The sequence below is a fragment of the Deinococcota bacterium genome, assembly GCA_030858465.1.
GTDB lineage: Bacteria > Deinococcota > Deinococci > Deinococcales > Trueperaceae > JALZLY01.
In genome coordinates this window covers 1-7,128 of record JALZLY010000194.1, presented here as the reverse complement: position 1 = coordinate 7,128, position 7,128 = coordinate 1, and the positions used below count along the sequence as shown (strand labels likewise).

Here is a 7,128-nt window from a genome sequence, read left to right as displayed (position 1 = left end):
AACTAGGGTTCGCCAAGTGACTTATCGGGCCTGAAGCATCGCACCGCTAGACACCTCTTACCTCGATTGCTTGACGGCCGGAAAGGATACGCACTTTCAGTTTCCCCACCAATCTGAGGAGAGCCATATCTGTTAAGGCTACCGAGCCGCAGCTTTACCTGCGCGCGCTCAACTGGCCGCCTAAGTCCAAGAACTCGAGAATGCCGTCGGCGATCGCCTGGGCCAACCTCAGCTGGTAGGGCTCGGTGGCCAGGCGGCGGCCCTCCTCGGGGTTGCTCATGAAGCCGACCTCGACCAAGATTGCCGGTGTGCGAGCGGAGCGCAAGACGGCGAAGGCGTTCTCCTTGACCCCCCGGTCGACCCAGCCGGTGGCACCGACCATCCTGCTCTGGACGATTTCCGCCAGGGTCTTGCTGAAGCTGAGCTGTTCCATGCGGAACAGGTTGCCGGCGATCGAGCCCGCGACCTCGAGCGCCTCCTGGGTGCGCCGCTCGCCCACCTCGCGGCCCTCAGCGCCGGCGTTCTCACGGATGGCCTTTTGCAGGGTGGCGTCATCGACGGGCACACCGAAGACGTAGGTTTCGATGCCGCTGGCCGAGCGCGAGTCCGTGCCGTTGGCATGGATCGAGACGAAGACGTTGCGGTCGTTGGTGGCCATGTTGGCGCGCTCGGCGAGTTCCAAAAAGGTGTCGGCCTCGCGGGTCATGATGACCTCGACGCCGCGAGCGCGGAGGATGTCGCGCAGTTTGAGCGAGATGGCCAAGACCACCTGCTTTTCGTGCCAGCCCGCGTCCTGCCCCGATGCACCGCCGTCGTGGCCGCCGTGGCCGGGGTCGATCACCACGGAGATGTTGTTGACTCGCGGGCTCGGTACCGCCGCTACCGCCATCTCCTGGACGCGCTCCTGAGGGCTGGCGTCGACCATGGCAGCGAGAGGAACGTTGTCGGCGCGCAGCTCCGGCCCGAGATCGACGAAGAGGCGCTCGTGGGGCGTGCCGTTGTCCGCCGGCAGGAGGCCCACCTTGAAGCCCTGGCCCGAGGTGCTGACCTCGTGGGCGGCCTCGAGCCGGAGCGCCATGCCGCCGTCCACGGGGTAGAGCTGCAAGCTCTTCAAGTACAGGTCGTCCAGTTGCCTGGCGTAGGTCTGCGCGGCCATGTCGTTCAGGCTGAGCAGGAGCTGCGTCTGGCCTACGGTGACCGCATAGGAGACGCCGGCGGGCAGGTCGAGCACCACCCGGGTAAAGCCGCCGTCGTGGTTGAGGCCGACGCGCGGCGCGCCGTCCATGCGCTTGCTGCCAGCGGCGGGCGGGCTCGCCGGCGCGTTCGTTGCCGGCGTGCTCGTAGCTGGCGGTGCCGCTTCAGAGGGTGCCGCTTCAGAGGGTGCGGCCGGCGCGGACGCCGCCGGCTCGGGAGTGGGCGCGGCAGCGGTCTCGCCGGCCGCGCCGGACTCGGGGAGCTCGATAAAAATGATGCCGTGGGTCCCGTCCCACTCGGCCTCTGCCCCGAGCGCCTTGACCACGGGACCGACGGCCACATAGTGCTCGCCATCGGCGGCGATGCCGGGCAGGGCACTGCCCTCCTTGCCGTTGACGACGAGGGCACCGGGACGGACTTGCAAGCCGCCGCGGATGTCGGCGGTAACCGCCAGCGAGACCAGCCTGTCCTGCCGCTCGAAGACGAGCCACTCGTCCTCGAGCCTGAGCTGAGCGCCCAAGGCGGTGGCCAGGGCTTCGGCCTGAACAAAGGCGTTGGTGTCGTTGCCGTAGTCGAAAAAGTAGCAGGGCCTGGCGTCGATGACGACGAAATCGATGGCGACGAAGTTGCGTTCCTGGCACTCCTCGGCGAAGCCGCTGCCCACGAGCAGCCAAAGGAGAAAGAGGCAGTAGAAACGAAGTCTGGAAGGAGTCACGCTGCTAAGGAGTGTAACATGACCCCCACGGCATTCAAGTTAGAATTTTGCCTTCTCGGCCTGTTAGATCTTTCTCATTCCAATGGTTTTCAGCTCGGGCCGGAGGCTGTTAAGGTGGGGCTATTAAGGTAGAGCCAAGACAGGGCCGTTGACGCCCTTTTGGCAGGCACGTAGTATGGAAGGACGGGTCAAGGAGGATCTGGCTGTGCAGCCTTATGCGCTCGAACTAACGGGAGCTCTCTATATCGCCCTTTTCACCCTCGTCGGGGTGCTCATCGTCTTTGTTACCCTGGGGATCTCGAGGCTGATCGCCCCGCGCAATCTGACGCCGGGCAAGCTGGCCATCTATGAATGCGGCGAGACGCCCATAGGCGGCACCGACGTGCAGTTCAACGTCAACTACTATCTCTTCGCTATCATGTTCGTCATCTTCGACGTCGAGGTGGCCTTCTTCTTTCCCTGGGCGGTAGCCTTCGGTGCGCTCGGCTGGTACGGCGTCGTCGGGGTGCTGCTGTTCTTGCTGGTGCTCCTCGATGGCCTCGTCTACGCCTGGCAAAGGGGGGTCCTCAAGTGGGTCTACTAGGCAAGGAGCGCCGGCCCGACAACATCATCCTGGGGACCTTGGACGACATGATCAACCTGGCCCGGAGCCGCAGCATGTGGCCGCTGACCTTCGGCATCGCCTGCTGCGCCATCGAGATGATGAACTCCTCGGCGACGCGCTACGACGCCGACCGCTTCGGCTTTTTCTACCGCAACACCCCCAGGCAAGCCGACGTGATGATCGTCTCGGGCACCGTCAACAAGAAGATGGGCAAGCGTGTGCAGGTCCTCTTTGAACAGATGGCCGAGCCCAGGTGGGTCGTCTCGATGGGCGCCTGCGCCAACCAGGGCGGGCCCTTCAGGCAGGGCTACAGCGTGGTCGAGGGCGTGGACAAACTCGTGCCCGTGGACGTCTACATCCCCGGCTGCCCGCCCCGGCCCGAGGCCGTCCTGCAGGCGCTGCTCTTGCTGCGCGACAAGGTCGCCGACCGCGACATGCGCTACGTGCCCGGCACCCTGATGGAGACCGACTTCGATCCCTTGGCGGAACCTGGCAAGGACGGGCGGAGGCATGGCTAGGGGCAGGGGGCAGGGGTCAGGGGTCAGGGGTCGGCAGGCTCGAGGTGAGCGGGTATGACGGTGGAGACGCTTCCCAGCTTGCGGCAGGAGCGGATGGGCAGGGAGAACGTCTATTTTCTCGAGGACCCCCGCGCCTACCGCAAGCTCTGCGAGCACTTCAAGCGTGAGGGCTACGACTTTCCGCAGTGCCTCTCGGGCGTCGACATGGAGTACGGCTTGCGCTCGGTTTTGCATCTGCGCCGGCTGCGTGACCACAGTGAGGTGACGGTCTGTATCGACGTGCCTTACGACGCGCCGAAGGTGCCCAGCGTGACCGACCTCTGGGGCGGCCTCGAGTGGCACGAACGCGAGGCCTACGACCTGCTCGGCATTCACTACGACGGCCATCCCGACCTCAGGCGGATTCTGCTCGAGGACCACTGGACCACCCACCCCCTGCAGCGCCGCTACGACACCGGCGGCTATCTGATTCCCGACTGGCGGCCCAAGCCCTGGCCGGACCCGGAGGCCATAGCGCGCAAGAAGCGGGAGGCGGAGGCCACAGCCCAGAAGGCCAAAGAGGCCAAGGAGGTCGCCAGGAAACCCGCCGAAGCACCGGCCGCCACGGCGGAGCTGACGGGGGTCAAGGGCCTCAACGCCAACTACGCCGGCAAGCTGAAGGAACAGGAGATTGCCGATGTGGCCGCGCTCGCCGGGCTTCCCGACGAGCGGTTGGGGCCTCTGGCTTTGGCGCTCGGCCTCAAGACCCCAGTGCCGCTACAGAGATGGCGCGAAGGCGCGAGGGCGCTCCTTGCCGAGAGCGGCAAAGCGTCTCCCGCTCCCAAACCGCACGCCGAGGCCAAGCCTGCTGTTCCGGTCCAGGAGGACGACCTCACCCGCATCGAGGGCGTCAGCAAAGACGACGAGGCCAAGCTCAAGGCGCGGGGCATCAAGACCTTCGCTCGCATCGCCAAACTGAACGACAAGGCCGCCGAGAAGTACGCCAATGAATTGGGCTTCGGCCGGCGGCCTTTCGAGGAAGGCTGGCGAGAGCAGGCCGCCAAGCTGATGAAGGAAACGTCGTGAGCGTTCCGTGACCGTCAAGGAGAAGACCGCGCTGCTCGGCCCGACCGTGCTCGAGCCCGTCCCCGGCAAGACCTCGGAGATGGTCATCAACTTAGGACCACAGCACCCGGCCACCCACGGGGTCTTGAAGATCGTCTTGAGCGTGGACGGCGAGCGCATCACCGGCGCGGTGCCGCACATCGGCTTCCTGCACCGCAACCACGAGAAGATCGAGGAGAGCCGGACCTACCCGCAGGTGATCCCTTACCTCGACCGGATGGACTACGTCTCGGGTTTGCAGAACGAGCTGCCCTTCTGCCTGGTGGTAGAGGAGCTTTCCGGGATCGAAGTTCCCGAGCGCGCGAAGTACATCCGCACCGCCATGTTCGAACTCAACCGCATCGTCTCTCACCTGGTATGGATCGGCACCTACCTGCTCGACTTGGGCGCCATCACGCCCTTTCTCTACGCCTTTCGCGACCGCGAGAGGGCGCTCGACATCATCGAGCGGACCACGGGCGCCAGGATGCTGCCCAACTACTACAGCTTCGGCGGGCTGCGGCGCGACATCCACCCGAGCTTCTGGCAGGATGTGGTGGCGTTCGTGGACGACTTTGAAACCGTCCTGCCCGAGTACGAGGTGCTCACGGTCGATTCGCCGGTCTTTCAGGCGCGAACGGTGGGAGTGGGCCTGCTCACGCCGGAGCTGGCCATCGACCACGGCGTCAGCGGGCCCAACCTGCGCGCCTCGGGGGTGCCTTTGGACCTGCGCGAGAGCCAGCCTTACGACGCCTACCCCGAGCTCGAGTTTTCGGTCATCACCGAAGAGGGCTGCGACGCCTGGTCGCGCGCCCAGGTGCGCCTGCGCGAGTTTCGCCAGAGCATGAGCCTGATCCGCCAGTGCGCCGAAAAGGCGCCGCGCAGCGGGCCCTACCAGGGGCGAGGCCGCGTCAAGATCGACGCGGGCGCCCAGCGTTACCGCGCGGTGGAGATCAGCCGTGGGCACTTGGGCGTCTACCTCTACTCCGACGGCGGCCCCGGCCCTTACCGCAGCAAGCACCGCAGCCCCTCGTTTACCACCTTGCAGGTTATCCCCGACCTCTTCAGGGGCCAGAAGTTCAGCGACGCCATCGCCATCTTGGGCTCGATCGACATCGTCCTGGGCGAGGTGGACCGCTAGTGGCCCTGCCGCGCATCCCCATCCCCCAGGACCGGCACTTCAGGCCTAAGCTGGTCGGCTACCGCGCGGTGCGCCGCAACCGCCTGGCGGAAGCGGCAGGCTACGGGCTGCTCTTCGCGGCCTTTATCGCCGTTATCGTCTTCCTCTTCGCCACCCTGCCCTGGCTGCTGCGCCTGCCGGGTTCGCCGCTGGCCGCGGGCGGCGTCTTCACCACCGCCGGCCTCGTCGTCTACGGCGTCCTGGCGGCGGTGATGAGTTTCCTGGTGGTGGCGATCGCCGCCCTGATTCTCATCTTGGCCTTGCGCAAGTACCTGGCGCGGGTGCAAAACCGCGAGGGGCCCTTGCACAACGGCCCCGGCGGCGCCTTTCAAACCGTCGCCGACGCCGTCAAGCTGGTCGCCAAGGAGGACTTCGTGCCCGGCCAGGCGGATCACCTGGTCTTCACCCTGGCCCCGGCGATGGTCTTCGTCTCGGCCTTTTTGCTCATGGCGGTGATCCCCTTCGCGCCAACCTGGGTGCTGGCGAACTTGAGCGTCGGCCTGCTCTTCATCGTCGCTGCCGGGACCATCGGCGCCTACGGCGTTCTGGCGGCGGGCTGGAGCCTGTCGAACAAATACGGCCTGCTGGGGGGCTTGCGCGCGGCGGCGCAGCTCATCTCCTACGAGGTGCCGCTGGCGCTGTCGCTCCTCAGCGTCGCGGTCTGGGTCGGCTCCCTCAACCTCCTGGTCATCGTCGAGTCGCAGCGGTTTGTCTGGACGGTCTTCCCGCTCTTCATCCCGGCGGCGGTGTATCTGGTCTCGAGCCTGGCCGAGATCAAGATGACGCCCTTCGACCTGCCTGAGGCGGAATCGGAACTGGTGGCGGGCTTCAACACCGAGTATTCGGGCATGCGCTTCGGCTTCTTCTTCGTCGCCGAGTTCGCCGAGCTGTTCCTGCTCCCGGCCATCGCCGTGGTGCTCTTTTTCGGCGGCTACCACCAGCCCTTCGCGGGCCTCTTCGACCTGGCGGTGGTCCTGGCGAACCTGGGCGAGCCGGGCACGGTCTTGCGCGACTTCGGCGGCTTCCTCTCCAACTTCTACGGCATGATGTGGTTTTTGCTCAAGACCGCCGTCTTGTCATGGCTGATCATGTGGATTCGCGCGACCCTGCCGAGATTCCGTGACGACCAGTTGATGGAGCTCTGCTGGAAAGGGCTCATCCCGCTGTCCTTCGTGGGGCTGCTGGTGGCGGTGGCGATGCGGCTGGTGTTCAGAGGGTTTGGAGGATGAAGGCGTTTCGTGTAGGGGACTATAAACTTCAATCATCTGCTCACCGCAAGAACTCATGGAGGACTAGACATGTGGCAAGACCCTATCGTAGAGGAAGTGCGAGCCGCAAGGGAAGCCTATGCCAAGAGGTTCGGTGGCGATTGGAAGGCGATGTACGAAGACTTGAAACGTCGAGAGGCCGAAAGCGGGAGAGAACTCGTCTCGTTGGCGCCGAAGCCTACCGTCGCAGCCGGAGCAGGGCTGGACCGTACCTCAAGGTGATGGGAGGTGCTATGGCAAGGCCGGTAGCGCTAAAGAAAGATGCCGTGAAGGACGCATACGACTTTTCCAAAGGTGAGCGCGGCAAGTTTTATGACTCCGAGGCCGCATTCAGCTTGCCAGTTTACCTCGAGCCCGACGTGAACGAGACCCTCCGCAAGCTTGCGGAAGAAAAAGGGATCGACTTAGGGGTGCTCGTCAATGACTGGCTCAGAATGAGCATCAAGCTCGTGCAGAGCGTGAGGTAGTTGAAGGTGAGACGAAAGCGCAGGTTGCCATGAGCCTTTTCAAAGAAGTCACCGATGCGCTCAAGGGCGTCGGCAAGGGTATGGGGGTAGTCCACAGGG

Annotated in this window: 7 protein-coding genes; 6 read left to right on the top strand and 1 reads right to left on the bottom strand. The window is 64.9% G+C overall.

Going from position 1 to position 7,128, the window contains the following annotated elements:
* Positions 1-154 precede the first annotated feature (154 nt).
* Positions 155-1,909, bottom strand: coding sequence for an N-acetylmuramoyl-L-alanine amidase (locus M3498_09945; protein MDQ3459604.1), 1,755 nt, complete (start codon positions 1,907-1,909; stop codon positions 155-157).
* 205 nt (positions 1,910-2,114) lie between these two features.
* Between M3498_09945 and M3498_09940 the strand changes: the two genes are divergently transcribed.
* The 6 genes from M3498_09940 to M3498_09915 all read left to right on the top strand — a co-directional run bounded on the left by M3498_09940 (position 2,115) and on the right by M3498_09915 (position 7,029).
* Positions 2,115-2,492: an NADH-quinone oxidoreductase subunit A gene (locus M3498_09940; protein MDQ3459603.1), complete on the top strand. Its 378-nt coding sequence runs from the start codon at positions 2,115-2,117 to the stop codon at positions 2,490-2,492.
* A complete protein-coding gene (locus M3498_09935; protein MDQ3459602.1) occupies positions 2,480-3,031 on the top strand; it encodes an NADH-quinone oxidoreductase subunit B in 552 nt (183 codons plus the stop codon). The genes M3498_09940 and M3498_09935 overlap by 13 nt, the downstream gene beginning before the upstream one ends.
* Before the next feature lie 54 nt (positions 3,032-3,085).
* Complete coding sequence (locus M3498_09930; protein MDQ3459601.1) at positions 3,086-4,096, top strand: NADH-quinone oxidoreductase subunit C; 1,011 nt, start codon at positions 3,086-3,088, stop codon at positions 4,094-4,096.
* 7 nt (positions 4,097-4,103) lie between these two features.
* Entirely contained in the window at positions 4,104-5,255 is a 1,152-nt protein-coding gene (locus M3498_09925; GenBank protein MDQ3459600.1) for an NADH-quinone oxidoreductase subunit D, read from the top strand.
* Positions 5,255-6,523 (top strand): NADH-quinone oxidoreductase subunit NuoH, encoded by a 1,269-nt coding sequence (gene nuoH, locus M3498_09920; GenBank protein MDQ3459599.1) that lies wholly within the window; start codon positions 5,255-5,257, stop codon positions 6,521-6,523. The genes M3498_09925 and nuoH overlap by 1 nt, the downstream gene beginning before the upstream one ends.
* Positions 6,524-6,795: 272 nt before the next feature.
* Complete coding sequence (locus M3498_09915; protein ID MDQ3459598.1) at positions 6,796-7,029, top strand: hypothetical protein; 234 nt, start codon at positions 6,796-6,798, stop codon at positions 7,027-7,029.
* The last annotated feature ends 99 nt before the right edge of the window (positions 7,030-7,128 follow it).